Here is a 23,510-nt window from a genome sequence, read left to right as displayed (position 1 = left end):
GTGGCCTGGTTAACGGTTAAACGCTGTTATTTTAGAAACTATACTGTGCTGATAAGCGGACGGAACGGCCGACCTCGTAGACCGAAGACCACGCGTTGCGGTAGTTATAATCAAAGGCGTTGGCGACGGTAAGGTCAACCTTAACACCTTCGAGGGCTTCACTGGTAGGCTCCCAAGTGGCGTAGAAGTCGGCAGTGGTATAGCCCTCGTAGGGGCCTTGCGTGTCGCTGCTTGGGGTGTGATCCTGGTCGCCGGTCTTGATCGCACGTACACCGACCTTGCTGTCAATCGCCCAGAGCGCGTAGCCCAGCTCCGCTACCCACTTGTCGGCGGGGATGTTGGAGAGGTCTTCCTTGGTGTCTCGATCTTCACCGCGAGTCTGGCCGTAAGAGAGGGAGGCTGACAGCGCGTTCAGCTGGTAGTCGGCGGCAATCTCGAAGCCTTGAAGGCGTGCTTTGGCAACATTCTCTGAAGTGGAGGTGCCTGCACAGCCTTCTCCCATTCCAGGGATGAAGCATTGTGGGGGTATATTCTGAGGCACGTAGACGCTGAGTTGAATGAAATCCTCTACCTTGTTATCAAATACGGCGGCAGTGATGTTCAGCTCGTCGTCGGCGAAGACGTTACTGAAGTTGAAGTCACCTTTAAACTCGTAATTGCTCGAGGTCTCGGGTTTCAGGTCAGGGTTGGGGGTGAAGAGGTTGGATGGACCGCCAGGGTACATAGCGAAATGAGTGCCGCTCATGTACAGCTCATAGACGTCGGGGGCGCGGAAGGCTTCGTCGTAGCGTAACGAGAAATTGGCCCAAGAGCTGGCTTGCCAGCTAATGCCTACAGAGGGTGAAAGCGCAGATTCGTCGCTGTCTTCAGAGCCATCTGCCTTTGATTTGAATTGATCATAACGCACTCCTGCCTCAAGCACGACGGTGTCGAGGAGCTGATAGTCACCGTAGAGGAAAGCGCCTGCGGTAGTGGTCTTGGCGTCAGTAGGGGGCGTTGGGCGACCATCGCCGCCGCCAGAGCCGGGGCGGTCAGTGTCGAAGCTATCTTCGTAGCCGTCGATACCGGCAAGTAGGTTGAGCTGGTCGAAACTTGCCTTGTTAGTAATCGAGAAGCCGACAGTCTCGATGTCGCTCAGATCCTTGCCGTTGTTGAGGTTGACCTCTTCGATGCGGGTGTGATTGCGATACAGCTTGCTGTCGAGGTCGATATAGTCGTTGTCAACGGGGTTTAAGTTGTAGCTCAGAGCCAGGTGTTCATCGCGGGTTTTACGGTCGATCAGGGCATCTTTGCTGTTGAGTTGGTCGTCGGTGCTGCCGACCACGGGGGGGTGGCCATCGTCATCGCTGGTGCGGTAGTTCAGGCCCAGCTTGTTGGCTTCGTTGATCTGCCAGTTGAGCTTGGCGAGGGCGGTGGCGTTCTGAGTTTCGCTGCCATAGAGGGTGTCGCCGTTACCCTGTTCCATCTGGTCAGCATCAAGATAGGTGGCGCCGAGTAGCCAGTCGAAGGCGCCTTGCTTGCCGGCGACGGCTGCAGTGGTTGACCACTGGTCACCGTTGCTGTTGAGGCCACCTTTAACAAGCCCGCCAAGGCTCTTGCCGTCATCGACTAAGTCGTCGGCGGTGATGGTATTCTGTGAGACCACACCGCCGATGGCACCGGAGCCCCAGAGTGAGCTGACAGGGCCCTTAACCACATCGACCGAGCTCAGTAGTGCTGGGTCGAGTTGGTAGGACGGGCGGTGTGAGAAGTTGGTGTTAACACGGGTGCCGTCGATGACCTGCAGCACTTTGTTGCCTTCCATGCCGCGGATATTGACGGACTGGTTGCCGGGAACCGAGCCGCCAGCAACAGAGACGTTGGGGGCATATTTCACGGCCTCGGCCACAGAGTTAGGCTGTGTTTCATCGAGTGTTTCTTTACCGACACTGTCGATAGAGCGGGAATCTTTTTGTGCGGTTTGATCAATACGGTCGGCGGAGACGGCAACCTTCTTCATCGTAGTAATAGGCTGTCGAGTATCGGCTACGGCGGATTGTAGGGCTAATACGCTACAGAAACTGCCTAGTACAAGGGAAGGGAGTGTGTGCTTCATGTTATCTCCAACAGGTCGTTATTTTTGCCTCTCTTGCGGAGGCGACTGACTGATTCAAGAAACGGTGTTCTTGTCATTTCGGCAAGACTAACATCGATATTCACTGTCAGCAATAAGAATCATTCTTATTCTCATTCTCGCTTGCGTTCTCATTTGGTGGTTGTTAGTATCCTCACACATAATTTAGGGTTTTTCTGACGTTGAAAAGGCATCGTGATGATTATTCGGGCAGGTTGTTTTGCCAGCGCTATCGCAATACATGGCCTTCTATGGGCTGCTATCCCAGAGCCTCAGCCAGTGGATCTATTGGCCGGTGGCGGTGTGACGGCAGAAAATATTGCGATCTCGGTCAGCTATCAGCAGTCGCCAACGGTGCAGGTGAACGATCAGCCTAAACTCGAAGAGCTGCCGCAAGAAAGTGCTGCGGAAGTAGTGCAAAGCGCGGTAGTAGAGACAAAGGCAGCCCCTAAAGAGATCGTTTCTAAAAAGACCGTTGCTAAAAAGAAAGCCCTTGAAAAAACGGTTTCTGAAAAGACAGTCCCTAAGCAGGTCGCCTCGAAAAAGAAGCTTGTCGTAGAGAAAACGCTGGCAGCCAAGCCAGTAGAAAAAAACCTGAAAAAGACGCAGAGCAAAACGAAGGCTGCCTCTGCTTCGGTGGCTGCCGCCGCCGTCAAGCGTAACGAACAGGGCGTGCATCAGGAGGTCATCAGCGAGCCACTGTTTGCCGATGCACCGGTGCCACCCGTCTACCCGAGGATTGCGCGTAAGCGTGGTCAAGAGGGGACCGTTTGGATTGATATCGCCCTCGATGATAAGGGGCGGCAAACCCGCGTTGAGATTTATAAAAGTTCTGGCGTTCGCTTGCTTGATCGCGCCGCACTAAAAGCCGTTCAGCAATGGCAGTTTCTGGCGCAGCGAGTGGGTAATACCTCCTACGCTTCTCTGGTACGTATTCCTGTAGAATTTTCCCTGGATTAATTGATATGTCGTTTTACCAGCAGTTATCCGCTCAGTTAGGCTTGCTAACCGTGCCACTCCTCTTGTGCTCATTAATAGCCATCACACTACTGATTGAAAAAGTTGTCGTGCTCAGTTTGCAATCATTTAGAAAAGCGAAGGTGAGTGACACATTAGTGGCTTTTGATGGCAGTGCAAAGCCACCACTTGTCGCCAAGGGACTGAACCTATTATCGGTACACAGTGCAGAGCCGAAGTCAGTGCGTGAAGAAATTGCCTCTATTTGGTTAAACGCGCAGCGTGGCAAGTTATCGAGTGGTATTCGTCTGCTACAGGTGGTGGCGCTGGTGACACCGTTGCTGGGCTTGCTCGGGACTGTGCTGGGGTTAATTCAGGTGTTTGATGATCTAGGTGGTCACCATGGGCCGATCGAGCCATCGCTGCTCGCCGATGGCCTAGGCTTGGCCATGTACACGACGGCAGCGGGTTTGCTGATAGCACTACCGGCGCTCGCCGGCGCGCACCTGTTACAAATCTGGGTCGATAAAATTATTGGTACGACCGAATATGCGATGAATAAGGTTAGCTTGAAAATCGATGGCGTGACGATGGGGCAGTGTAATGATTAAGGCGGCAGCGAAGAGTGAATCCTCTCTAGCGGTGCCGGAATTGACGCCGCTTATTGATATCGTTTTTATTGTTATTGTTTTTTTATTGATTACTGCCAACGTGCCGCTGCTCAAGTTACCTGTCGATATTCCGCAAACGGATAATGAGGCGGCACTCACGGCGAGTACGCCGTCGGTGTTAACGGTGACGATTGATAAGGTGAAACCTTATTGGAGTATAGAGCAGCAAACTTATGCTGATTGGCCTAGCTTTAAAGCGGCATTATTGGCACGCTTAGGTGACCCGTCCATGTCATTGACGATTGCCGCCGACAAGGCTGCGCCGACGGAGCCGCTGCTGCAGTTGTTAGCCTTGTTGAACCAGCAGCAGATATCTAATACACAAATAATTATGCAACAACCAGGTACCTCATCATGATCACAGCCTCTTCTTCACCGCGCTTTTCACGCCTCGCAAAATGCGTTGGCTTCACCGCACTGCTTACGATGACGAGTGCCGTCCAAGCGGCAGAACAACGAATCATCAGTACCGATGCGGGCAGTACTGACATTTTATTGGCGCTCGATAAAGGCGCGGACTTGGTGGGTGTCGATGTGACCAGTGTTATTCCGCCACAGCTGAAGGCGGCGAAGCTGGGCTATCACCGTATGCTGGCAACCGAGGGGGTATTGAGCCTTAACCCGAATATGGTGGTCGGCAGCGAGCACATGGGGCCTGCGGAAACCGTGGCGGCGATTAAGAAGGCGAATATTGCGCTGTTACAGCTGCCCGCTGCACGTGATGCCAAGAGCCTGAAAGAGAACATCGTTAAGATTAGTGCGTTTGTGCACAGCGAACAGCAGGCTAAGCCACTGTTGCAGCGCATTGATCAGAGTATGGCAAAAGTAGCTGAGCACCAGTTGCCGCCGAACAGCAAGGTCGCCTTTTTGTTGCAGATGGATGGCAAGGGCTTGCGCCTAGCCGGGCAGGGCACGACCGGTGATGACTTCATTCACCTGTTGGGTGGTGAGAGTCTCGGCGCGCATCGTGGTTATCAATCGGTTTCAGCGGAAGCGCTACTGAGCCTTCAGCCTGACGTTATTATCGTCGCAAGCCGTGATATGAGTCGTTCGCCGGTGGCGATGCTGCTAGAAGCAACGCCGCTGTTAAAGCACACGCCTGCGGGCACACAACAGCGTATTGTCGCTGTCGATGGTCGTCAGCTGGTATCAGGTATCAGTCTTGAGGCGATGGATGCGCTGGTTGATGTCTCTGCAGCACTCAACGCGGCTAAGCCTGCCTCATGATTAACCGGTTGCCACTCACGACGCTGCTGCCGTTATGCCTTGCGCTGATGATTGCCGCGGTGACGCTGTCGATTACCAGTGGTGCGATGGCGTTGCCGGCCAGCCAGAGTCTGCTGGCGATCTGGGATAGCTTGTGGCGTACCGAGTACAGTAACTTAGCGCAATATCAGCAGTTAGTGGTGTTGGATTTACGTTTGCCACGAACCTTGTTAGCGCTATCAGTCGGAGCCATCTTGGCGCAGTGCGGCGCGGTCATGCAGGGCCTGTTTAGAAACCCATTGGCCGATCCTGGCATTATCGGCGCCTCATCTGGGGCGGCGCTGGGGGCGGCTTGTGCCATCATCCTGCTGCCTGTCGCGATGCAGGGCGTCAGTACACCGGTTGCCGCTTTCCTGGGGGCCTTGTTGACCACGATGTTGGTGTTCAAATTGGCGCAGGGCGAGTCCGGCACCTCTGTGGTAATGCTGTTGTTAGCGGGGGTGGCAGTGGCTGCCTTCGGCGGAGCCATGATGGGTTTCCTCAACTATATCGCCGACGATCAATCGCTGCGTGATATTACGCTGTGGTCGATGGGCTCGGTGGCGCATGTCGGCGATGGCATGTTGCTGCTTTGCTTTGTGACCATGGTGTTGACGGCGCTGTATTTTCAGCGCCATGCGCAGGCATTGAATGCGATGCTGCTGGGTGAGTATGAAGCGCGTCATCTCGGCGTTAACGTCGAACGGATGAAGATCAAGCTCATCGTGGTGACGACGATCGGTATTGGTATCACAGTAGCTGCCGCCGGCATCATCGGCTTTATCGGCCTGGTGATTCCCCATTTGGTGCGTATGCTGACTGGCCCTGATCACCGCACTTTGTTGCCTCTATCGGCGATATTGGGCGCATTACTGTTGCTCTTTGCCGATGTTGGTGCGCGTCTGATCATGATGCCAGCAGAGCTGCCGGTGGGGTTGATTACCGCGGTGATCGGTGCTCCTTTGTTTACCGTGTTGCTGATCCAGCAGCGCAAGAATTTCACTTAGTGCGTGCGTGTTTTGATCCACCCTTAGGAGTGCTGCCTCAATATGTTAAGTGTCTCTCAACTCAGCGTCAGTGTGGCCGATAAGACGCTACTCGATATCGATAATTTCTCGATGAGTAGTGGCGAGATGGTGGCTATCTTGGGGCGCAACGGCGCCGGTAAGTCGACCTTTTTCAAGGCGATCAGCGGTGATGTCGTCAGTCATGGGCAGCGTCTATTGCATGAGCAGTCATTGGCCGAGTGGTCGGGGCCGAGCCTGGCGCGCCACCTCGCAGTGCTGCCGCAGGCCAGTCAGCTGAGCTTTCCTTTTACTGCGCAAGAGGTCGCGGCCCTGGGGTTGATTCCGCTGACGATTAATACGCGTCAGGGCGAACGCTTGGTGCGCGATATGTTAGAGCGTACTGATACGCTGCGTTTTGCCGAACGCCCTTATACCAGTTTGTCGGGAGGAGAGCGTCAACGCGTCCACTTGGCTCGAGTGTTAGTGCAGTTGGCTCAGGCCGAGCGCCCGCCGCTGCTGTTGCTGGACGAGCCGACCTCGGCGCAAGATTTGGCGCAACAGCATCAAATACTGCAGCTCTGTAAAGACCTGTGCACGCAGCAGGACTATGGTGTACTGGTGATTCTGCACGACCTGAATCTCAGTCTGCGTTATTGCGATAGCGTTGGCCTGCTAGAGTCGGGAAAGATGGACAAGCTGGGGCGTCCGAGTGACGTCTTGACGCCGGATGAGATTGATCGCCAGTGGGGCTACCGGCCGGAGCGCTTGGTGACAGCTTCGGGTAACGAAGTCTACGTCTAATTTCCCCGCTTTTAATAGTGCTTCTCAATAAGTGTTGGATTAAAAAATATAGCCGAAGACGTCGTTAAGTAGGGAGCCTCTGTTGTTAACGGCCCGGCCCGCGGCGAGTTTCCTGTGCTCGGCCATTTCTGCTATCACTACCCGTGTTGACGGTATAGAATGCGGGGTTAATGATTGAATACCCTAGGAAGCATACATACCGATGAGCTATCAGGTACTGGCCCGCAAGTGGCGACCCAAAAGCTTTAAAGAGATGGTGGGTCAGGAGCACGTGCTGCGTGCACTGATTAACGCCTTAGATCGTCAGCGATTACATCATGCCTACCTGTTTACCGGTACCCGCGGTGTCGGTAAGACGACGATCGCACGTATTCTGGCCAAGTGTTTAAACTGTGATGACGGTGTCAGCTCTGAACCCTGTGGTCAGTGTGGCGCTTGTACGCAGATTGCCGACGGCCGCTTTATCGATCTTATAGAGGTCGATGCGGCATCGCGTACTAAGGTAGAAGACACGCGTGAGCTACTCGAAAACGTTCAATACGCGCCCACCGCAGGTCGTTACAAGGTGTATCTGATCGATGAGGTGCACATGCTCTCCAACAGCAGTTTTAACGCGCTGCTGAAAACTTTAGAAGAGCCGCCGCCACACGTGAAATTCCTCCTGGCGACGACGGATCCACAAAAACTGCCGGCGACGGTGTTGTCGCGCTGCCTACAGTTCAATCTTAAAAACATGTCGCCGGATCGTATTGTCGGGCACTTAGAGTATGTGCTCGGCGAAGAGTCGGTCGCCTACGATGAGCCGGCGCTGTGGTCGCTGAGTCGTGCCGCCGACGGCAGTATGCGTGATGCGCTCAGCCTCGCCGACCAGGCCATTGCCTACGGTTCCGGTGAGGTACGTGAGGCCGATGTGACGATGATGCTGGGCACCATCGACCAGCACGCCGTCTACCGTCTGTTATTGGCGCTATCGGCGCAAAATGGCGCGCAGTTATTAGCCGAAGTGGCGCTAATGGCCGAGCACGCCGCGGACTTCGGTTCGGCGCTCGAAGAGTTGCTCAGCGTGCTGCATCGAGTAGCGATAGCGCAGACGGTGCCCGAGGCCTTGGATAACAGTTATGGCGATAAGGCACGTATCAGCGAGTTAGCCGGGCAGGTAACGGCCGAAGACGTACAGCTGTTTTATCAGTTAGGCCTGAGTGGTCGCCGAGATCTACCCCTGGCACCAGATGCTCGCTCGGGCTTTGAGATGCTGCTGCTACGCATGCTGGCGTTTAAGCCCGTGGGTATTCCAGAGTTACCGACACAGACACTGGCGGAGACCGCGGCCAGCGCGCCGGTAGAGATGAGCCCCGAGTCACTGGCGCTAGCAGACAGTTCTCCCGCACCGTCAGCCGCAGTAAAAAAGACTGAACCCACGTCGGCCGAGGCCGCATCGGAAGCAGATGATGTGCCGCCGTGGGATACCGAGACACCTTATGCCAAGCCCGCTCAGTTATCGGCGGTGAAATCGACGACGGGTAAGGCTGCGACGAGTCAGGCTAGTCAACGGTCAGCAGCTCCTGAGCCTGTAGCGCCGGAAGCCGCCACTGTTCAGCCGGCAGTGACCGAGACCGTTGCCAAGAGCTTGATGGAGATGGCGACCGCGTCGTCCGCGCCGAGCAAAGCGCCTGAGCCTAAAGCAGCAAGAAGTGCGGCGATGCAGGCGATTAGTAGCAGTATCAATCAGCCCGCGGCAAAGCCACCCGAGACAAAAACGGTGTCTGCGCCAACGCCAACGCCAACGCCAGCACCGGCACCGGTTCAGCCTGCAGCGCGCAGCAATAGTGTGGCAGAGATGCTGGCAAACACCCCAGTAGAGCAGCCAGAGCCAGAGCAGCAAGACAGCGTCGCCGTCGATAAGACGCTGCCGCTGTCTGAGCGTCTTGAGTTGACCGCAGAGAATTGGCCCGCGCTCTATCTGCAGCTATCGTTGAACCGGGTGGTTAAAAATATTGCCTCGAACTGTATTCTGACCGCGTTTGATGGTGAGTCCGCCAGTTTCATTTTGGATGAACGGCAGGCCACGCTTTATAACGAGGGCCACCAAGACAAGCTGGCCCTGCAGTTGAGTGACTATCTTCAGCGTACGGTGAAGGTGGTTATCACGCCAGCGGCATTAACGGCAGAGAGCCCGGCGCTGCGCCGTGAGCGCATCATGGCGGAACAGCTGCAGCATGCGGTTGAGTTAGTCGAGAGTGACCCCAATATTGATATGTTGAGGCAGCAGTTCGGAGCGGTGGTCATACCGGGCAGTATCCGGCCACTACTGTCTTGAAACCTTGCGGGCATGAACGAGTAACGGCACGAAAGATTTAGCATACAACAATGAGAGTACATCGCTGCTGCGGTGTCGACGTGATAGGTGATTATGATGTTTGGAAAAGGCGGAATGGGCGACCTGATGAAACAGGCGCAGCAAATGCAAGAAAAGATGGCCGAAGCGCAGCGCCAGCTGGCGGAAGCTGAACACGTTGGGCAGGCGGGCGCTGGCCTCGTCGAGATTGTGATGACCGGCCGACACGATGTTAAGCGTGTCACCATCGATGACAGCCTGATGTCTGAAGATAAAGAGATGCTGGAAGACCTGTTGGCAGCGGCAGTCAACGATGCCGTGCGCCGTGTCGAAGCGTCGAGCAAAGATTTAATGAAAGACGTTGCTGGCGGTGTTGATATCCCCGACGGCTTCAAGATGCCGTTTTAATAATGAGTTTTAGTCCTCTTATTGAGCAGTTGATTAGCGCGCTACGTTGTCTACCCGGGGTGGGGCCAAAATCTGCCCAGCGTATGGCAATGCAGCTGTTGGAGCGTGACCGCGAAGGCGGCCGCCATCTCAGTGAGGTATTAAAGCTGGCGATGGACGGTGTCGGGCGTTGTCAGAAGTGCCGAACGTTTACCGAGCAGGAAATCTGCAACCTGTGTGATTCACCACGTCGCGATGAGAAGTTGTTATGCGTCGTCGAGACGCCTTCCGATGTATTGGCGATTGAGCAGACCGGCGGTTACAGCGGCCTCTACTTCGTGTTGATGGGGCACCTGTCGCCTATCGATGGTATTGGCCCTGAGGAAATCGGTGTCGACGAGCTGTTGCGACGTGTCGATGAAGCTGGCGTGAAAGAAGTGATTATGGCGACCAACCCGACGGTAGAAGGGGAGGCGACGGCGTTTTATATCTCCGAACAGCTACAGAGCCAGGGCGTTCTGGTGAGCCGAATTGCCCATGGTGTTCCCCTGGGTGGCGAACTGGAATATGTCGATGGCGGCACCTTGGCGCATGCCATGGCCGGGCGCAAGCAGATTGATCTCTAGCTCGGTGGTCATCACCGAGTGTTTTTCCGAGCGAACAAACAACAGAATGCTATAGGGCTGATAATTTATGAAGACAGAGTTTCGCTGGATAGAGTCGGCGGCGCAGCTGCGGCAGCTGGCCGATAGTTGGCTGCAGTGTGATGCGATTGCGATCGACACCGAGTTTATGCGCACAGACACCTTCTATCCGATTGCGGCGCTGATTCAGATTGGCGATGGTGATAACACCTACCTACTGGATCCGCTGGCGATCACCGAGTTGTCGCCGTTGGCCGAAGTGTTGACCGCGCCGCAGGTGATTAAGATTTTTCATGCCTGCTCTGAGGATTTAGAGGTCTTTCAGCGCCTGCTGGGTGTGATGCCGCAGCCGTTGTACGACACGCAGATCGCCGCGGCGATGTTAGGTGAAGGCTTCTCGGTAGGTTATGCCGGCTTGATGAAGGCGTTGCTCGATGTCGATATTCCGAAGGGTGAGACGCGCTCTAACTGGTTGCGTCGTCCGCTCACGGATAGTCAGTGCCTCTATGCGGCAATGGATGTCAGCTATCTGTTTGAAGGCTTTAAGCTGTTGTTTGCTCGGGGCGAGCAATGTGGACGCAACGACTGGGTGCTCGATGAAGGCGAGCGCATGCTCGATAACCAGCGTTACCTACAGCGCAGCGACTGCCAATACTTGAAGGTGAAATCGGCCTGGAAGCTATCGGCGGTCGAACTGCATATCTTGATGCAGTTGTGCGAGCTGCGTGAGCAGCGGGTTCGCAAGCTCGATATTCCCCGCAGCCGCTGGCTGAAGGATGGCATGTTGTGGGATATCGCCAAGCGTAAGCCCAAGCGTCTGGCAGAGTTGTCCGACATCCAAGGCATACCGGCCTCTTTTGTACGCAACAACGGCGATAGCCTGTTGGCGCTGGTGCAGAGTGCTATGTCTACATCGGCTGAGCAACTGCCGCAGTGCCTGCCAAAACCCTTGGGTTCGGAGTCTGCTGCCGTGATCAAACGGCTGCGTGCGGTGGCTACGGAGGTGGCCGAGCAGCAGCAGATGGCGGTCGAATTATTGTTGAAGAAGAAGGATATAGAACAGTGTATCCGTGTACAGCCGAAGACGCTGGAGGCGTTGCCGGCTAATCTGCAAGGCTGGCGGGCAGCACTGTTCGGCGATGCCTTAATCGCGGCACTGTAAGCGCGGTTATTTTTCTGTACAATGCGAGCCAGATAGATCGCGCCGTGTTCAGATGCTGAATACGGCGTTTTTTGTGCCAAGGGCCTCTACGACGAGTCCCCGGCTGTATGCGAAGTTACCGTGGGTTGAGTCATGAAAGTGTTGTGTGATGTCTATCGTCTGGCCAAGAAAGTCGACGCCTATCTCTATGTGCGTCGTGACGTGGGGTTGGAGCGGGTGCCGGAATCCTTATTAGAAATAACAGGTAAGCTTGAAAAGAGCATGACCTTGTTGATTACGCCGGAAAAAAAGTTGGCGCGGATGAGCGGCGAGAAACTATTGGCTGAGCTCGAAGAGAAAGGCTTCTATCTTCAGCTTCCTCCACCTCAGGATGCCGAGGTGGCGGCGGTCGTGGCACAGAACAATCGCCTCAATCACTAGTTGGCGGGCGCGCCCTCTGTCAGCGGTATTATTAGAACGTGGTAAAAAAGATGTCTGCCAATAGATCGAATCAAGAGCCTTTCTGGGAGCGTAAGACGCTCGAGCAGATGAGCAAGAGTGAGTGGGAGTCACTGTGTGATGGCTGCGCCAAGTGCTGTCTGCATAAACTGGAAGACGAAGATACCGGCGAGGTGCATTATACCAAGGTGGCTTGCCGCTATATGGATGATGACAGCTGCCAGTGTACCGTCTACCAGCAGCGCAACGATTTGGTCCCCGAGTGTGTCTGGCTGACGATCGAAGACATTCCCTTATTTCACTGGTTGCCCTCGACTTGCGCTTACCGGTTAATTTCTGAGGGAAAACCGTTGTATGATTGGCATCCGTTGATCTCTGGCAACGCGGAAAGTGTGGTCGAGGCCGGTGTGTCGATTAAGGGGCGGGTACTATCCGATGCGAACGTGCACCCCGATGGCATGCAGGAGCATATCATTCGTTGGATCGAGTGATAGCAGCGCAATAATTGACGATAATTGATAGAAGGTATGGCAATGAATTTAGCAGATTACTCCGATAGCACGATCGCCTGGGCAGTTTACTCGGTCTGTGCTTTGATGTGTTTGATTGTTGCCTGGCGCATCAGCGGCTGGTTCAGTAATCGTTTGGTGCGACAAATACTGCGTATTATCGCTGCGGCCATCTTAATGACGCCGGCCTTTGCCTGCGGTGATATGGGCAATGTGGATACGATGGCGCCAGCATTCATCATTCTGGTCATGGAATTTCTCGCCAAGAACCCCGAAGGTGTCATGCGGGCGGCGAAGCCGCTGCTGTCGATTACCGCCCTCGGTGTCAGCATCGCAGTGGTTGCCAGTATTGTCCGTCATGTCACGCACAAGCCAGAGCAGGATGAGAGCGCTAGCTGACGGACCGAGCGCACGGTCTTACCTGTTTCGCCACCGCTAGTCTGTTCTATATAAGCCCCTGTGCTCGGCATCGCTGCCAACTGGGGCTCCCCGATCCGCTCTGTGTTTCCTTCCATTCTCTGCTTTCTTTCGTTCTTACTCTTCGCCCTCACTTTTCGCCGCTGCTGGGTGGTTATTGGTGTCGCGCTACGTGACTTTGAGCGCTATCGAAAATACCCTATAAGGCCTTCGCTGCCTCGTTAATCGAGGTATTAGACGGCGTGTTAACTTGTTTCATCGCAGTCGGTTAAGCGATCATCGGGGGGAATAGGGCGCTTCTATAGCGAAACTTGAAAATAGGGGTTGTGTTAGGTGTGAAAGTTTATATAATGCGCCCCACACAACGAGACAGCCTCGCTGCTCTTTGAGTGTGTTTTATCCGGACGTGGTGGAATTGGTAGACACGCCAGATTTAGGTTCTGGTGCCGTAAGGTGTGAGAGTTCAAGTCTCTCCGTCCGGACCATCTCTTTTTATAATGACTTTGTCGTTATTGAGTAGGTGGTCAGTTTTGAAGATGTAAGTGTAAAGCTACAGGGGTATCGCCAAGCGGTAAGGCACCAGGTTTTGATCCTGGCATGCGTTGGTTCGAATCCAGCTACCCCTGCCATCTTTGTGATTGATAAAAGTCTACAGTACTGTAGTTAGAGCTCCGGCTCAATCTATGTGCGGTCGTGGTGGAATTGGTAGACACGCCAGATTTAGGTTCTGGTGCCGCAAGGTGTGAGAGTTCAAGTCTCTCCGACCGCACCATTCTTTCTCTCTTCGAGAGTCAGAAAATGTTAGGGGTATCGCCAAGCGGTAAGGCACCAGGTTTTGATCCTGGCATGCGTTGGTTCGAATCCAGCTACCCCTGCCATTCTTAGATTGTCCCTCTTATCCTATACAGTCGTGTCCTGATCCGGACGTGGTGGAATTGGTAGACACGCCAGATTTAGGTTCTGGTGCCGCAAGGTGTGAGAGTTCAAGTCTCTCCGTCCGGACCATCTCTTGATAGCCCTTCTCGGGTGTTTTCCTCGTTATTCTCTCTTGCTAATTCTTGCTGAATGAAATCCTGTCGTCTTTATCGATAGCGCGCTGTTGCGTTTACTGTGGCTACTGTTTGTTGTCGCCCGATTATTGCTGTTGACGTTGTTTTCTACAGTTATCGTTCAGCCTTCCGTGGCATTTCATTGATTAACTAACTCCCACATGCTCGTGAGCTTGTGTTGATGACGGCGGAGGATGAAAGGCTAAGTTGAAGGCCGTCGATATCGCTAGAGTTCGCCTCATCACAGATTGTAAATGTGTTTGCGCTGGCCTGACCGTTGGCGTTGAACCTAATTTGTGCTTGCGTACTTGCGATAGAGAGGCCCGGCAAGGGTTTGGCTACTGAGATGCACTCTAGAGCGGCGGCGGGTGAGCCGACGTTACAGTTGGCGAATGTGGTCGCAGCCAAGGAGGATATCACCCAGCCGTCAGCAAAGCCGCCAGCGGCTGCAGTGACAAAGATGGGGCTGCGTCGCGAGATCGCTTCGGAACGGGCGAGCTGTAAACTACTGCGCAGTGGCTTCTGAGCTGCGTTGATGTTGTTGTTGGTCATCACACTGCGCCATGACGGTACGGCGATCGCGGTTAGTATAGAAATCAATAAGATGACAATCATGGCTTCGATAAGTGTGAAGCCGTTCTCTTGCTGGGTGTGAATTATCATTATACTTTTGCCTGCCAGATCTAATCTGTTAGAAACTTCGTTATATTATGGCTGATATTCTACATCGTTATGGTACGATTGCTATTATAAAGGTATAAAAAGCAACCGCTTTGGCGGTCAAGCGCGAGAGCCGATTAGGGTGTTAAAAATCAGCAGTTAGCTGATTTTTATAATAAAAACATGTTTTTCTGTCAACAATAATAAACCACGATCAACCCGCTGTCAGTTGGTCTTGATGGAAGTAGTTTCAGTATGCTTTTGAATAATATTGTCTATCGCCATGGCTTTACATTAATAGAGCTATTGGTCGCGGTGTTTATTTTCTCTATCGGCTTGCTCGGTATCGCTACCATGCACTCGTTATCGTTAAAGGAAGAGCTGGATAATTCTCAGCGCTCTCAAGCGGTGATGATGATGCAGGAGATCACCTCGAGGATGCGCGCCAATACTAAGGGGGCTTATGCCACCGACTACAAGACTGCTGCCGATACCCTCGACTGCGCCGTCCAACCGGCGATGATGTGCTCCGACTACTCCCTCGCGGCAGTGGGCGATGGAGTGAATTGTACGGCAGCACAACTTGCCACCTACGACTTGTGGGAATTGGCGTGTGGTAACAAGGTCCCTGGCGTTAAAAGTGGTTCGGCGAGTCATATGCTTGATCAGACTCTTAGCATTGATTGTGCTGCCGTAGAGGGGAGTTGCCCGGCGGGAACGGCGCACACCATCACGATAAACTGGCGGTCAAAAGCGTCGGAGGCTGTCGATCAACAGGCTGGCCAAGTACAAACTCTGACTCAAACGGTGATTATGTGATGCGCATTCATAAGCAAGGGGGCTTCACCCTGATAGAGTTGATGGTGACCATGGCGCTCAGTGGCGTGGTGTTATTGGCGGCCTCACAGGTGATGGTGGGAAGCAACAGGATGGCTAACACAACCGATAATAGTAACCGCGTGCAAGAGAACGGTCGCTTTGCCAGTGCGATTTTAACGCGTCAGCTACGCATGGCGGGCTTTAGAGACCCTAAGAACGGCTATATCGCAGGGATGTTTGATATTGGCAGCAACTGTGCTGGCAGCTCATGTACAAGTGACGGAGGCATTGCCGGTAGCGACGCGATCGCGATGATGATTGACCCCAGTAATGATGTTGATTGTGCGGGTAATGACCTAACCGGCAATAAAAAGAAGATTGTCGTCAATCGTTTTTATCTGGCTACTCAAAACCAAGTCAACGGGTTGATGTGTCGAAGCTATATCGATGGCGTGGCTGTCGGTCCGGAGACCATGCTGGTGGCCGGCATCGATGATTTCCAGGTGTTATACGGCATTCGTGATAGTGACAACAGCGTGCGCCGCTATGTCAGTGCCGACCGTGTGGGGACAGATTGGCGTGAGGTGATCGCGGTAAAATTTGCCTTGCTTGCCAGCAGTGGTGCCGCTGTAGGCAGCGGTGAAAACGAGAGTGTCAAGTATATCGTGTTGGATCGTGCCACACAGACCTTTAACGACAGGCAGGCGAGAAAAGTTTTTACCACCACGTTGCGGCTCAATAACGCCTTAAGCGAAGAATTCTAAACGGTGAACTATGCAAACAATAACAAGCTGTAAACAGCGCGGAAGTATTTTGATGGTGACGCTGATCCTGTTGCTGGTGATGACCGTCGTCGCGGTGTCGTTGCTCGAGAGCGGTCATTTTCAGAGTCTGATGGCGAGAAACCTGCAGTTTTCTGAACGTGTTTTTGAGCAGTCGCAGGGCGAGATCGAGGGGCAGCTGGCAAAGCTGATCGATGATGATGCGAATATTGTCAGTGCCGTTTCAGTGCAAGGGGTTGAGCAGAATCTCACGCAAATAACTGCCGACGATACCGCGTTAACACAGTCGATCTCACTTGAATATGCCGGCGATACCAGGGCCTCGATTGGCAATAGTATTGAGGGCGGTTCTGCGACAGGCATGCGCCTGATTTTACAAAGCAATGTTGAGCTTGACTCACAAAATATTCATTCCAATCAAACACAGGCGTTAACCTATGTTAAGCCGAAATAATAACCAGATAAAGCTAGGGAATCATCTGATGAAGCAATTAATAACAGTATTAACGCTGAGCGTGTTGGGTTTATTGGCTTTGTCTGTGTCTGCGGAGGATCTTATTTATGAGCAGGCCCAGGTTGAGGTTGTCGGTCATGATGAGGCGGCGGGGCAGATGACGTTGCGCTTTAGGTTTTCTGAGTGTTATGGCCCAGGCTGCACCATTGAAGGTGCAATAGTTACGCCGGCAACATTGGTGAAAATGCAGCAGGCCGCAGGGGATATTGAGGTTTTGCCGAGCCGTTATTTACACTGGCAGTCGTTTGTTGCAGATGTTGTGGTAACAAATGATCAAACGCATGTGTTAATGCTCAAACGCTACCTATAAAAAAGGAGGGAGAACGATGATTATAACCACAAATCCATCGGTCAAAGCTATTGCTTGCTGCCTTTTGTTCTGGTTCGGCAGTGCCATTGCGGACGACACCGAAATATATGTCAAGGATGCCGCGTCGCAGGCGCCGACAAAACAGCCGAATGTGTTAATGATCCTAGACTCATCAGGTAGTATGGCCTGGAAGGTGGCAGGGCCTCCTTACGACCCCAATACGACTTATGTAGGGACGGTGAAGAATGATCGGCTTTATGTCTATCGTAATTATACGGGCGGTCTTGCTCGCGGGAATGTGCACTCTATTCCCCTCGACAGGAACCGCTGTACTAGTGCTACCGCATATTTTAATAGCGAGGCTGGAAAGCTTAATCCGGTGTATGAAGATAAATTTAGTGTTTATAGGCAAAAGAGCAGTTATAAGCGGGGTTGGATGTACCAGTTAAATGCTTATACGGGGGATAACAATGTTATTGAGTGTAAAAAAGATCGTGAGACCGAGCAAGGGAACTATCCTCGTAAAGGTGCCTACGTCAAATACAGTAGTAGGTATACTAACGATATAGATGATTCGATAAACTGGGACGGTAAAAATGATAACAATGTCGATTATGCGAAGACTTATAAACTGGTTACCGACAATTATCACCGTTATGTTGAATGGGTTAAAACACTACCTGATCTAGATATTAGAACCGAAGTTATGAAGGAAACGGCCACAAATTTGGTGGATGACTCTGAAGGTCTGAATATCGGTTTGATGCGTTTTAACGGTAGCAGTCATGGTGGCTATGTCATTAGTGATTTTTTAGACGTATCGGTTGATGCGAATAAAGAGGCTTTAAAGGGGGTCATTAACGACATACCTGCCGGTGGCGGTACGCCGTTGGCGGAGACAATGTCCGAGGCGGCGCGCTTTTATCGTGGTGAAAAGGTGAGTTACGGAAAGGATAATAATTATAAAAGTGTATCGGCATCTCGTTCGAGTGATACTACTAGATATAAAACCCCTATTGTCGATGCTTGCCAGAAAAACTACGTGGTACTGCTCACCGACGGTGTACCTGAAAGTGATAATGGTGCTGATGACGATATTAATACGAGAAGTGCTCTTACGGGCGATGACAAATGCAAGAGCGTTAGTAAGGCCACAACGCCCGGGCAAAGCTGTTTGGATGAGGCAGCGAAGTGGTTGTATGAAACAGACCACAGTACGTCTAGTTTAGGTACTAACTTGGCCGGTAAGCAGAACATTGTGACCTATATGATAGGTTTTAATATTGAAGCGGCTAAGCCTCTGATAGATGCAACGGCTCTGGCTGGTGGCGGTAAGTCCTATGCAGCCAACTCGGCGAATGAGCTGAAGACAGTTTTTGAAGATATATTTGCGAGAATTGTTGCCTCTGACGGTTCTTTTGCAGCGCCTTCTGTGACGGTGAATGCCTTTAATCGATTGCGTCATCGTGAGGATATGTATTACGCAGCCTTTAGGCCTAAAGAAACCGATAATTGGCAGGGTAATGTGAAGAAATTCACTATTACTAGTGGTGGGAAAATACTTGATAAAGACCGTGCCGTGGCTGTGGATGGTGCAACGGGACAGTTCAAGGAGAGCTCCACAAGCCTTTGGGTGACAGATGGTCAGCCCGATGGGATCAGTGTCGAGGCTGGTGGTTTTGCTGACCAGTTACCAGCAGAGCGTAAACTGTATACTTCAATCGATGGTTCAACTGATGATGGTGCAATTGATTTGACGCTGCCGAGTAGCCGAGTACGCGAGAGTAATACAGGGTTAACTACAGAGCTACTGGGTGCAGGGGTCGACCCGGATAAAAGAAAGATGGTGTTGGACTGGGCCAACGATAAATTTGTTGCCGACCCGCTGCACAGTACGCCGGTCGTGATCAGCTATGGCGCGACTGAGGCGTCGCCTGATGATGTGGTCTATGCGATGACCAACTTGGGTTTTTTGCATGCTCTCAACGGCGAGACGGGCGAAGAATACTTTGCCTATATACCGCAAGCGTTGTTACCCAACTTAACCAGCTATTATGATGAGGAGGTACTCTCGTCTGGGAATAATAGCAATAAAACCTATGGCTTAGATGGTCCTATCTCTGCATGGATCGATAACCCTGTAGGCGCTGTTACCTCAGAAGACCGAGTTAACTTGTTCCTGGCGATGCGCCGTGGTGGCGGTAATTACTATGCACTAGATGTGACAGACAAGTCCGCGCCAAAACTTAAGTGGGTGATTAAAGGGGGCGAGGGTGATTTTGCTAAGCTGGCGCAAACCTGGTCGACAGCGAAAAAAGCCAAGATACGTTGGTGGTGTGATGATGAGCCTACGACTAAGGGGACAACAAAGTGCTACAGAGATGTTCTGATTTTCTCCGGCGGCTATGACACCGTTCATGATCAGGCGACCGCTGCCACAAGTGAAGACAAAGGGGCAGCGGTCTATATTGTCGATGCAGAAACTGGGGAGCGCCTATGGATGGCGGGAGACGGCGTCGGTAATGCGGGTTTATCATTAGATATGCAAAATAGCATTGCCGCCGATGTTTCGATTATCGATTTTGATGCCGACGGCTTTATAGACTCGGCTTATGCCGTCGATATACTTGGCAAAGTTTGGCGTTTTGATTTTAAGAAAAATTTACCGAACAAGGTGAAGAACCTTGTTACAGGCGGGTTGATTGCCGATCTTGGTGGTAGTTTTAACGATGGTGGCGGTAATGCCCAAGTGAGGCGTTTTTACTATGCGCCAGACATTTCACTGCAGGGGGAGTATTTGGCAATCAGCGTTGGCTCAGGCTATCGCGCCCACCCGTTGGAGACCACGGTCAATGATCGACTTTATGTCTTGTTTGACCGGTTCGTTGGTACATCACCGAATAATCCAGACGATCAAACAAAACGTTACAATTACGTCGGCGACTTTGAGTCCATTATTACAGAGAGCGATTTAAAAGATGTGTCGGTGGCATCATCTGCCTTTGTGACTGAAGCAGATATTGCAGAGGCTAATGATGTTTTTGCTAATGCCTCTCAAGAAGCAGCTTCTGCGAGGCAGGATGCCGATGATAAGCAGAAAATTGTTGATACTGCGAATGCCGAACACGCTGTTGATAATACTAACCCTGCGGCAACGAATGCGCAGATACAGGCAGCAGAGGCTGCTGACGCACTAGCGACAGAAAAAGAAGCTCTTGCTGCCGAAAAGCAGGCGCTGATCCCAAGGGAGGAGAATGATAGTTCAGCATCGTATACCGGTGGAGACCTTTATGGTTGGTATATGGATCTGCCGGGACACGGCGAGAAAATATTGGCGGAAACAACCATATACGGTGGCAATGTTTACTTCACCAGTTATATCCCGCCCGGGCAAGGTAGCCAGAGTTGTACTCCGGGAATAGGTTCTGGCCGCTTATACGCCAGAAATATTACCTCGGGAGAAACCGGTTATAGCGATGGGGTATCTTATATTGACTTAGCGAGTGCCGGTATTCCCTCTGAAGCCGCCGTGATTTACACCAAGGATACGAGTGGCTCGGGTGATACAGAGAAAACAACCAGCAAGCCGATTGTCTGTGTTGGTACCGAGTGTCAGGATGTGATCGGCGAATCACCCCTGAAGCGTTCGTACTGGGAGGAGCAGTAGAGTAATGAGAATGAAAATGAATAGGCAGAAAGCCCAGGGCTTTACTTTAATGGAGCTGATGGTGGTCATCGCCATCATCGGTATTCTTGCTGCGGTGGCATTTCCGAGTTATCAAGCACACGCGCGTGAGGCGCGTCGTGTCGATGGCATGTCAATGCTTTCAGAGGTGATGCAGGCACAAGAGCGTCATTTTGCCAGTAACCTGAGTTACACGGAGAATCTGATTCAGTTGGACTATGCTGCTGCGCCGAGTTCTGCAGAGGGCTATTATGTGATTACCGCGGCTGCCTGTGGAGGGGGCCTGACCGCCTGTGTCAACTTAACGGCGACTCCACAGGGTGATCAAGTCGCTGATGGTGATTTAACGTTGAACAGTCTCGGTGTGCGCACGGGAGCGGGCTGGGACTAAGCCCGCTGGCTTACAAAGACACACGCCATGGTTGGTCCGTGGCGTGTGATTACTGCTTGCGACTTACTGTACTGTTTCCTGCTCGCTGAACTGACCTTCGAAGAGTGCCGTCGACAGGTAGCGCTCGCCAGAATCCGGCAGGATGACGACGATTGTCTTGCCATTGTTCTCTGGCTTATTAGCCAGCTCTAATGCCGCGGCGACGGCGGCGCCGGAGGAGATGCCGGCAAGAATCCCTTCCTCTTTCATTAACCGATGTGCCATAGCGATAGCGGCGTCGTTGTCGACGGCGAGGCATTGGTCGACGACCGACAGGTCGAGGTTTTTGGGAATGAAACCGGCACCGATGCCCTGAATCTTGTGAGGGGCGTGGCTCGGCTCGTCACCGTTCAGTGCAGCACGAATCATATTCGATGACGTTGGCTCCACGGCGACAGATGTGATCGCCTTACCCTGGCTCTGCTTGATGTAGCGGGAGATACCCGAGATAGTACCGCCGGTGCCGACGCCGCTAACCAAGATGTCGATCTCGCCGTCGGTGTCTTGCCAGATCTCTGGGCCGGTGGTTTTCTCGTGAATTTCCGGGTTCGCCGGGTTGTCGAATTGCTGCAGCATGTAATGGTCGCTGTTGTTAGCGACGATCTCGGCAGCTTTCTCGATGGCGCCGTTCATCCCCTTCGCACCATCAGTTAGCACCAGCTCGGCACCAAGCGCCGTCATCAGTTGGCGACGTTCGAGGCTCATGGTGTTAGGCATGGTGAGCACCAGCTTGTAACCCCGTGAGGCGGCGACAAAGGCGAGGGCGATACCGGTATTGCCGCTGGTCGGTTCAACCAGGGTGGTGCCGGGCTTGAGCGTACCATCTTGCTCCGCACGCCAGATCATGTTGGCGCCGATACGACACTTGATGCTGTTGGCCGGGTTACGTGACTCGATCTTGGCGTAAATAGTCGCGCCTTCGGCGATACGGTTTAGCTTGATTAGCGGTGTATTACCGATACTTAGGCTGTTATCTGCAAAAATATTGCTCATATTATTCTCTCATCAAGGGGAGGTCGGTCTCTGCTTATTTTCTCTCGGCGCTTAGTATAGCGCCAGCACGACTCGGCTGCCTATCCTGATGGCCGATAATATTAATCATTGGTTATATAGGTAAGAGTGCCTATTGTTTGCCTATAGCCTTCTTCTTAGTCTAATCCTGTAACCGTGCAAACCTACTCAGTATGAGCTGGGGAAATATAATGATAAAGGTAGTAAAGATGGCGGAAAGGCACCTGATACTGAAGCAAGCGACAAGTTTAGGCGTTAGTATTGTTGAGGAGAAGAATACAGAAGAATACACAGCTTTTATGGGGGCCCCTGAGGGGATGGAGTTTATTTACAACTCAGCCCGCGATGTATGGGTAAGCTCGAGTCGAGGTCGTTATAACAAGGCGTACTTTTGGTCTGAGGTTAAAGATGTATTGGACCTAGGGTTACAAGAGCCCTACTAGTACAATGCGTTAGCTGCTAGCGCTAGCGGCGCCAAACTTTCACCTGATGTGATGAACTCCACCTTCGTCACCGGCTAAACATCGTCACTGAGCAGTGGTATCATGGTTTACAGTATTCAGCTCTAGCTGTGCTGGCGCCTGTACCACTTGGTATAGTACGCACCTGCATGTATCGCTATCGAGCTCAGTTCCTTTGTCCAAATAAGAGAGAGGCAGCCGTCGGGCTGTCGAAATGGTGGAAGCATGAAGCAGTTTCAGAGTACCGAACAATACGTCGCAACAGACGACTTGGCGATGGCCGTCAATGCAGCGATTACCTTGCAGCGGCCACTATTGATTAAGGGCGAGCCAGGCACGGGTAAGACCATGTTGGCAGAGCAGGTTGCACAAGGCCTCGGCATGAAGCTGATTCAATGGCACGTAAAATCAACCACTAAGGCGCAACAGGGCCTCTATGAGTACGACGCGGTTAGCCGCTTACGTGACTCGCAACTGGGCGATGACCGTGTTCATGACATCGGTAACTACATCAAGAAGGGCAAGCTCTGGGAGGCTTTCGATGCCGATGAGCAAGTCGTATTATTGATTGATGAGATCGATAAGGCAGACATCGAGTTTCCTAACGATTTGTTGGTGGAGCTCGATAAGATGGAGTTTCATGTCTACGAGACCGGTGAAACGGTCAAGGCAAAAGTCCGCCCGGTGATCATTATTACCAGTAATAACGAGAAGGAGCTGCCTGATGCGTTCCTGCGTCGCTGTTTTTTCCACTATATCAACTTCCCGGACAAGGCGACGATGCGCAAGATCGTCGACGTGCATTACCCTAACTTAAAACCTGAGTTGCTCTCTGAGGCGCTTGAGTCGTTCTTTGATCTTCGAGAAGTGCCGGGGTTGAAGAAGAAGCCCTCTACCTCTGAGTTAATCGATTGGTTGAAGCTGTTGATGGCCGACGATATGCCTGATGAGATCCTAAAGAACCGCGATCAAAAGAAAGCAATCCCACCGCTACATGGTGCCCTAGTGAAGAACGAGCAGGATGTATCGCTGTTGGAGCGCCTCGCTTTTCTGAACCGTAGAGACGGGCGCAGGTAGTCTCACTGGCTAACGGGTTCATAGGT

At 52.5% G+C, this 23,510-nt stretch carries 24 protein-coding genes and 5 tRNA genes; 26 read left to right on the top strand and 3 right to left on the bottom strand.

Annotation, left to right across the window (positions count from 1 at the left end):
- Nucleotides 1–31: 31 nt before the first annotated feature.
- Nucleotides 32–2,095, bottom strand: coding sequence for a TonB-dependent hemoglobin/transferrin/lactoferrin family receptor (locus EDC56_RS14735; protein WP_123713308.1), 2,064 nt, complete (start codon nt 2,093–2,095; stop codon nt 32–34).
- A 216-nt stretch (nt 2,096–2,311) separates the two neighbouring features.
- Here EDC56_RS14735 and EDC56_RS14730 point away from each other — a divergent pair, with 216 nt between their 5' ends.
- The 18 genes from EDC56_RS14730 to EDC56_RS14645 all read left to right on the top strand — a co-directional run bounded on the left by EDC56_RS14730 (nt 2,312) and on the right by EDC56_RS14645 (nt 13,691).
- Nucleotides 2,312–3,073: an energy transducer TonB gene (locus EDC56_RS14730; RefSeq protein ID WP_123713307.1), complete on the top strand. Its 762-nt coding sequence runs from the start codon at nt 2,312–2,314 to the stop codon at nt 3,071–3,073.
- A gap of 5 nt (nt 3,074–3,078) precedes the next feature.
- The gene (locus tag EDC56_RS14725) at nt 3,079–3,681 is read left to right on the top strand and encodes a MotA/TolQ/ExbB proton channel family protein (protein WP_123713306.1); all 603 of its coding nucleotides are present in this window, start codon (nt 3,079–3,081) and stop codon (nt 3,679–3,681) included.
- The gene (locus tag EDC56_RS14720; protein WP_123713305.1) at nt 3,674–4,099 is read left to right on the top strand and encodes an ExbD/TolR family protein; all 426 of its coding nucleotides are present in this window, start codon (nt 3,674–3,676) and stop codon (nt 4,097–4,099) included. Before EDC56_RS14725 ends, EDC56_RS14720 begins: the two co-directional genes overlap by 8 nt.
- Nucleotides 4,096–4,968 (top strand): heme/hemin ABC transporter substrate-binding protein, encoded by an 873-nt coding sequence (locus tag EDC56_RS14715; protein ID WP_123713304.1) that lies wholly within the window; start codon nt 4,096–4,098, stop codon nt 4,966–4,968. The genes EDC56_RS14720 and EDC56_RS14715 overlap by 4 nt, the downstream gene beginning before the upstream one ends.
- On the top strand, nt 4,965–5,993 hold the full coding sequence (locus EDC56_RS14710; protein WP_123713303.1) for a FecCD family ABC transporter permease: 1,029 nt from the start codon (nt 4,965–4,967) through the stop codon (nt 5,991–5,993). Before EDC56_RS14715 ends, EDC56_RS14710 begins: the two co-directional genes overlap by 4 nt.
- Before the next feature lie 42 nt (nt 5,994–6,035).
- Nucleotides 6,036–6,794, top strand: coding sequence for a heme ABC transporter ATP-binding protein (locus tag EDC56_RS14705; RefSeq protein WP_123713302.1), 759 nt, complete (start codon nt 6,036–6,038; stop codon nt 6,792–6,794).
- Nucleotides 6,795–6,996: 202 nt separating this feature from the next.
- Nucleotides 6,997–9,111 (top strand): DNA polymerase III subunit gamma/tau, encoded by a 2,115-nt coding sequence (gene dnaX, locus EDC56_RS14700; RefSeq protein WP_123713301.1) that lies wholly within the window; start codon nt 6,997–6,999, stop codon nt 9,109–9,111.
- A gap of 93 nt (nt 9,112–9,204) precedes the next feature.
- Nucleotides 9,205–9,537, top strand: a complete 333-nt coding sequence (locus EDC56_RS14695) for a YbaB/EbfC family nucleoid-associated protein (protein WP_162844201.1) — start codon at nt 9,205–9,207, stop codon at nt 9,535–9,537.
- 2 nt (nt 9,538–9,539) lie between these two features.
- Nucleotides 9,540–10,142: a recombination mediator RecR gene (recR, locus tag EDC56_RS14690; protein WP_123713300.1), complete on the top strand. Its 603-nt coding sequence runs from the start codon at nt 9,540–9,542 to the stop codon at nt 10,140–10,142.
- 67 nt (nt 10,143–10,209) lie between these two features.
- Entirely contained in the window at nt 10,210–11,322 is a 1,113-nt protein-coding gene (gene rnd, locus EDC56_RS14685; RefSeq protein WP_123713299.1) for a ribonuclease D, read from the top strand.
- Between the two features lie 132 nt (nt 11,323–11,454).
- The gene (locus EDC56_RS14680) at nt 11,455–11,742 is read left to right on the top strand and encodes a YcgL domain-containing protein (RefSeq protein WP_123713298.1); all 288 of its coding nucleotides are present in this window, start codon (nt 11,455–11,457) and stop codon (nt 11,740–11,742) included.
- Between the two features lie 50 nt (nt 11,743–11,792).
- A complete protein-coding gene (locus EDC56_RS14675; RefSeq protein ID WP_123713297.1) occupies nt 11,793–12,251 on the top strand; it encodes a YcgN family cysteine cluster protein in 459 nt (152 codons plus the stop codon).
- Nucleotides 12,252–12,293: 42 nt separating this feature from the next.
- Complete coding sequence (locus EDC56_RS14670) at nt 12,294–12,668, top strand: hypothetical protein (RefSeq protein WP_148059426.1); 375 nt, start codon at nt 12,294–12,296, stop codon at nt 12,666–12,668.
- A 418-nt stretch (nt 12,669–13,086) separates the two neighbouring features.
- Nucleotides 13,087–13,171 (top strand) — tRNA-Leu (locus EDC56_RS14665).
- A gap of 69 nt (nt 13,172–13,240) precedes the next feature.
- A tRNA-Gln gene (locus tag EDC56_RS14660) sits at nt 13,241–13,315 on the top strand.
- A gap of 58 nt (nt 13,316–13,373) precedes the next feature.
- Nucleotides 13,374–13,458 (top strand) — tRNA-Leu (locus tag EDC56_RS14655).
- Nucleotides 13,459–13,489: 31 nt separating this feature from the next.
- Nucleotides 13,490–13,564, top strand: a tRNA-Gln gene (locus EDC56_RS14650).
- Between the two features lie 42 nt (nt 13,565–13,606).
- Nucleotides 13,607–13,691, top strand: a tRNA-Leu gene (locus EDC56_RS14645).
- A 194-nt stretch (nt 13,692–13,885) separates the two neighbouring features.
- Here the strand turns inward: EDC56_RS14645 and EDC56_RS14640 are convergent.
- Nucleotides 13,886–14,398, bottom strand: coding sequence for a GspH/FimT family pseudopilin (locus tag EDC56_RS14640; RefSeq protein WP_123713368.1), 513 nt, complete (start codon nt 14,396–14,398; stop codon nt 13,886–13,888).
- Between the two features lie 252 nt (nt 14,399–14,650).
- Between EDC56_RS14640 and pilV the strand changes: the two genes are divergently transcribed.
- Genes pilV through EDC56_RS19965 form a run of 6 tightly spaced genes read left to right on the top strand, consistent with a single transcriptional unit; the run spans nt 14,651 to nt 20,896 of the window.
- On the top strand, nt 14,651–15,214 hold the full coding sequence (gene pilV, locus EDC56_RS14635) for a type IV pilus modification protein PilV (protein ID WP_123713295.1): 564 nt from the start codon (nt 14,651–14,653) through the stop codon (nt 15,212–15,214).
- A complete protein-coding gene (locus tag EDC56_RS14630; protein WP_123713294.1) occupies nt 15,214–15,978 on the top strand; it encodes a PilW family protein in 765 nt (254 codons plus the stop codon). Before pilV ends, EDC56_RS14630 begins: the two co-directional genes overlap by 1 nt.
- A gap of 10 nt (nt 15,979–15,988) precedes the next feature.
- A complete protein-coding gene (locus EDC56_RS14625; RefSeq protein WP_123713293.1) occupies nt 15,989–16,450 on the top strand; it encodes a pilus assembly PilX family protein in 462 nt (153 codons plus the stop codon).
- 28 nt (nt 16,451–16,478) lie between these two features.
- The gene (locus tag EDC56_RS14620; RefSeq protein ID WP_123713292.1) at nt 16,479–16,820 is read left to right on the top strand and encodes a hypothetical protein; all 342 of its coding nucleotides are present in this window, start codon (nt 16,479–16,481) and stop codon (nt 16,818–16,820) included.
- A gap of 16 nt (nt 16,821–16,836) precedes the next feature.
- Nucleotides 16,837–20,487 carry a pilus assembly protein gene (locus tag EDC56_RS14615; RefSeq protein WP_123713291.1) on the top strand — a complete coding sequence of 1,217 codons (3,651 nt, stop codon included), beginning with the start codon at nt 16,837–16,839 and terminating at the stop codon, nt 20,485–20,487.
- 16 nt (nt 20,488–20,503) lie between these two features.
- Nucleotides 20,504–20,896: a type IV pilin protein gene (locus EDC56_RS19965; RefSeq protein WP_123713290.1), complete on the top strand. Its 393-nt coding sequence runs from the start codon at nt 20,504–20,506 to the stop codon at nt 20,894–20,896.
- A gap of 63 nt (nt 20,897–20,959) precedes the next feature.
- On the opposite strand, the gene cysK is transcribed toward EDC56_RS19965, so the two are convergent.
- Complete coding sequence (gene cysK, locus EDC56_RS14605; protein ID WP_123713289.1) at nt 20,960–21,928, bottom strand: cysteine synthase A; 969 nt, start codon at nt 21,926–21,928, stop codon at nt 20,960–20,962.
- 209 nt (nt 21,929–22,137) lie between these two features.
- Here cysK and EDC56_RS14600 point away from each other — a divergent pair, with 209 nt between their 5' ends.
- Nucleotides 22,138–22,389, top strand: a complete 252-nt coding sequence (locus EDC56_RS14600; RefSeq protein ID WP_148059425.1) for a hypothetical protein — start codon at nt 22,138–22,140, stop codon at nt 22,387–22,389.
- 243 nt (nt 22,390–22,632) lie between these two features.
- Complete coding sequence (locus EDC56_RS14595; RefSeq protein ID WP_123713287.1) at nt 22,633–23,484, top strand: AAA family ATPase; 852 nt, start codon at nt 22,633–22,635, stop codon at nt 23,482–23,484.
- The last annotated feature ends 26 nt before the right edge of the window (nt 23,485–23,510 follow it).

It is taken from the genome of Sinobacterium caligoides (genome assembly GCF_003752585.1).
Lineage (GTDB): Bacteria > Pseudomonadota > Gammaproteobacteria > Pseudomonadales > Sinobacteriaceae > Sinobacterium > Sinobacterium caligoides.
This window is presented reverse-complemented; position numbering and strand designations above follow the sequence as displayed.

Bases quoted from the DNA above. Each gene is read 5' to 3' on its own strand.
- EDC56_RS14675 (WP_123713297.1), top strand. From the start codon at position 11,793: ATGTCTGCCAATAGATCGAATCAAGAGCCTTTCTGGGAGCGTAAGACG.
- EDC56_RS14680 (WP_123713298.1), top strand. From the start codon at position 11,455: ATGAAAGTGTTGTGTGATGTCTATCGTCTGGCCAAGAAAGTCGACGCC.
- EDC56_RS14630 (WP_123713294.1), top strand. From the start codon at position 15,214: ATGCGCATTCATAAGCAAGGGGGCTTCACCCTGATAGAGTTGATGGTG.
- EDC56_RS14720 (WP_123713305.1), top strand. From the start codon at position 3,674: ATGATTAAGGCGGCAGCGAAGAGTGAATCCTCTCTAGCGGTGCCGGAA.
- recR (WP_123713300.1), top strand. From the start codon at position 9,540: ATGAGTTTTAGTCCTCTTATTGAGCAGTTGATTAGCGCGCTACGTTGT.
- dnaX (WP_123713301.1), top strand. From the start codon at position 6,997: ATGAGCTATCAGGTACTGGCCCGCAAGTGGCGACCCAAAAGCTTTAAA.
- EDC56_RS14620 (WP_123713292.1), top strand. From the start codon at position 16,479: ATGAAGCAATTAATAACAGTATTAACGCTGAGCGTGTTGGGTTTATTG.
- cysK (WP_123713289.1), bottom strand. From the start codon at position 21,928: ATGAGCAATATTTTTGCAGATAACAGCCTAAGTATCGGTAATACACCG.
- EDC56_RS14705 (WP_123713302.1), top strand. From the start codon at position 6,036: ATGTTAAGTGTCTCTCAACTCAGCGTCAGTGTGGCCGATAAGACGCTA.
- EDC56_RS14625 (WP_123713293.1), top strand. From the start codon at position 15,989: ATGCAAACAATAACAAGCTGTAAACAGCGCGGAAGTATTTTGATGGTG.
- EDC56_RS14615 (WP_123713291.1), top strand. From the start codon at position 16,837: ATGATTATAACCACAAATCCATCGGTCAAAGCTATTGCTTGCTGCCTT.
- rnd (WP_123713299.1), top strand. From the start codon at position 10,210: ATGAAGACAGAGTTTCGCTGGATAGAGTCGGCGGCGCAGCTGCGGCAG.
- EDC56_RS14730 (WP_123713307.1), top strand. From the start codon at position 2,312: ATGATTATTCGGGCAGGTTGTTTTGCCAGCGCTATCGCAATACATGGC.
- EDC56_RS19965 (WP_123713290.1), top strand. From the start codon at position 20,504: ATGAATAGGCAGAAAGCCCAGGGCTTTACTTTAATGGAGCTGATGGTG.
- EDC56_RS14670 (WP_148059426.1), top strand. From the start codon at position 12,294: ATGAATTTAGCAGATTACTCCGATAGCACGATCGCCTGGGCAGTTTAC.
- EDC56_RS14710 (WP_123713303.1), top strand. From the start codon at position 4,965: ATGATTAACCGGTTGCCACTCACGACGCTGCTGCCGTTATGCCTTGCG.
- EDC56_RS14640 (WP_123713368.1), bottom strand. From the start codon at position 14,398: ATGATAATTCACACCCAGCAAGAGAACGGCTTCACACTTATCGAAGCC.
- EDC56_RS14600 (WP_148059425.1), top strand. From the start codon at position 22,138: ATGATAAAGGTAGTAAAGATGGCGGAAAGGCACCTGATACTGAAGCAA.
- EDC56_RS14735 (WP_123713308.1), bottom strand. From the start codon at position 2,095: ATGAAGCACACACTCCCTTCCCTTGTACTAGGCAGTTTCTGTAGCGTA.
- EDC56_RS14595 (WP_123713287.1), top strand. From the start codon at position 22,633: ATGAAGCAGTTTCAGAGTACCGAACAATACGTCGCAACAGACGACTTG.
- EDC56_RS14725 (WP_123713306.1), top strand. From the start codon at position 3,079: ATGTCGTTTTACCAGCAGTTATCCGCTCAGTTAGGCTTGCTAACCGTG.
- EDC56_RS14715 (WP_123713304.1), top strand. From the start codon at position 4,096: ATGATCACAGCCTCTTCTTCACCGCGCTTTTCACGCCTCGCAAAATGC.
- EDC56_RS14695 (WP_162844201.1), top strand. From the start codon at position 9,205: ATGATGTTTGGAAAAGGCGGAATGGGCGACCTGATGAAACAGGCGCAG.
- pilV (WP_123713295.1), top strand. From the start codon at position 14,651: ATGCTTTTGAATAATATTGTCTATCGCCATGGCTTTACATTAATAGAG.